Raw genomic sequence first — 1,936 nt, forward strand, 5'->3', positions numbered from 1 at the left:
ACCGATCCCCCCCCCCCATTATTGTTTTTTCAGTTGAGAGTCAGTCATTTTTTATTTCTTATGTTTAATGAAGGATCTTTATCATACTGAAAATTCATGTTGTTAGAATGTTTTATATAGAATAAAAACCAGTAGTTATATAAAAATAACGAGTTTAAACATAAAAATAACGTTAAATAAAAGGTGATATTCGTTAAGTGGTATTTAACCAATGGGATTTGACTAAATAACAGTTGATTATCCTAGTGAACAAGAAGATAAAAAATGGGGGCAACTTAAAGATAAAAAAAATGAGTGCCTCTTTTTATCTTTAAGTCAAGGGATGTTACCAAGCTCTTACTGCATCACCTTTGTACATTTCTTTAAATTTTAACTCGATTTGCCTTGAGTGAAGCACTGAAACCAGTTTTTTTAATATTTTCGTCATCTTTGTTATCTTCTCGGGTGACGAGAACATTAGCATAAGGTGAGTTTTTATTTTCTAGAATTAACCCATCGCGAGTTGCAATTAACCCAACCTGAGACGAAAAATTATTGTTAATAATAGCCATTGTCACCGATGGATCATTTAATACATCAGTAAGCTTTGGTGTATCAACTTCAATAAAAGTAATTTCTTTGGGGTTGTAGATAATGTCATCGACTGTTGGAGTAAAACCAACATTTTCATTGAGAGTGATAAGATGATTTTCGGCGAGTAACAAAAGTGCTCGTCCTTTCATACTCGCTTCATTTGAAATCGCAACAAGCGATCCTAATTCTAATTCGTTTATATCGCTAATTTTTTTAGAGTAGGCAGCTAACGGAAAAATATAGGTTTTACTCGCAATATGAAATTTATAATTATAATCTTTCATCTGTGTTTGAAGATAAGGAATGGATTGAAACGCATTCGCATCAACAGTCCTTATCGTTTAGAGCCTGATTAGGACGTTCATAATCATTAAAAGCAATAACTTCAACCTCTAGTCCCTCTGTTAATTTAGCCAAACGAATCACTTCATCCCAAATGACTTGATCAGGTCCTGTATTAATTGCCACTTTTACTTTATGTGTATCTTCTTGAGAACAAGATACAGTAAATAGTGATATTGAGGCTAGAAGTAAACCTGTAATAATCTCCTTCATATCTTCCTCTTAAACAGACCTCGATAAAAACAGCACCATTAATATCATTTGATTAAGAAATATCCTAACAGTAGATTAATAACAAGGAACAAGAAATGATACAAGTACTCAATGCATATAAAGAAAGGAATATTCCTTGAATTATTGCAATTCATTGTTTTGTAAGAAAAAACAAAAATACATCATAATTTGATGAGTTTTATTTATAACTTGTAGATTTATTCATTAATAATTGTATTTATACAAGCATCAGAATATGCGTCTTCAATGCTAAGATAAGATAATTCAGTGACACAATAAGTTTTAAATTGCCATTTGAACTGAATTTCCTCTCCTTTTTTCTTTTCTGAAATTTCATAATTAGAAAAAACGAACAGGGGTAGGTTTTTTGTAAATTATTCCCTATTTTTTTCAGCACTTAACAACACAATCCGATCTTTTTTTTTTCAATAAAATTTTAAAAATCTGAAATTATGATATCAGTAGCTTTAATCTTATTGTTGTAAAGACTTAAGGCATTGGCATATATAGATGGGACAATATACACCTTTTGGTCGTTTCCCTTAATATAAACGGTCACCATATCAACAGGCGGTGAATCATTTAATGAGCGTCTAGATTTAATCACAACATCAGGAACCCCATCGCCATTAAAATCGATAAGATTTACTCCATATTCTAGTTTTATATCTGCTGATGTTGAAGCAAATGGTAGTGATAAAAAAAGTAATCCTAGCCCAAGATTTACTATCTTATTCATTGTATTGATTTCTTTTTTTGCTTATTACTTACATATCAGACTACTTTG

At 30.9% G+C, this 1,936-nt stretch carries 1 protein-coding gene and 1 pseudogene; both read right to left on the reverse strand.

Going from position 1 to position 1,936, the window contains the following annotated elements; all coding sequences use genetic code 11:
* Window positions 1–325 precede the first annotated feature (325 nt).
* Window positions 326–1,128: pseudogene (locus tag BHE89_RS15850) on the reverse strand (MetQ/NlpA family lipoprotein).
* A 457-nt stretch (window positions 1,129–1,585) separates the two neighbouring features.
* On the reverse strand, window positions 1,586–1,888 hold the full coding sequence (locus BHE89_RS26125) for a carbapenem self-resistance protein CarG family protein (protein WP_286146219.1): 303 nt from the start codon (window positions 1,886–1,888) through the stop codon (window positions 1,586–1,588).
* Window positions 1,889–1,936 lie beyond the last annotated feature (48 nt).

It is taken from the genome of Shigella sp. FC1967, assembly GCF_001743005.1.
Taxonomy (GTDB): Bacteria; Pseudomonadota; Gammaproteobacteria; order Enterobacterales; family Enterobacteriaceae; genus Proteus.

Excerpts from the sequence above, each read along its gene's own strand:
- BHE89_RS26125 (WP_286146219.1), bottom strand. The coding sequence starts at position 1,888 with ATGAATAAGATAGTAAATCTTGGGCTAGGATTACTTTTTTTATCACTA.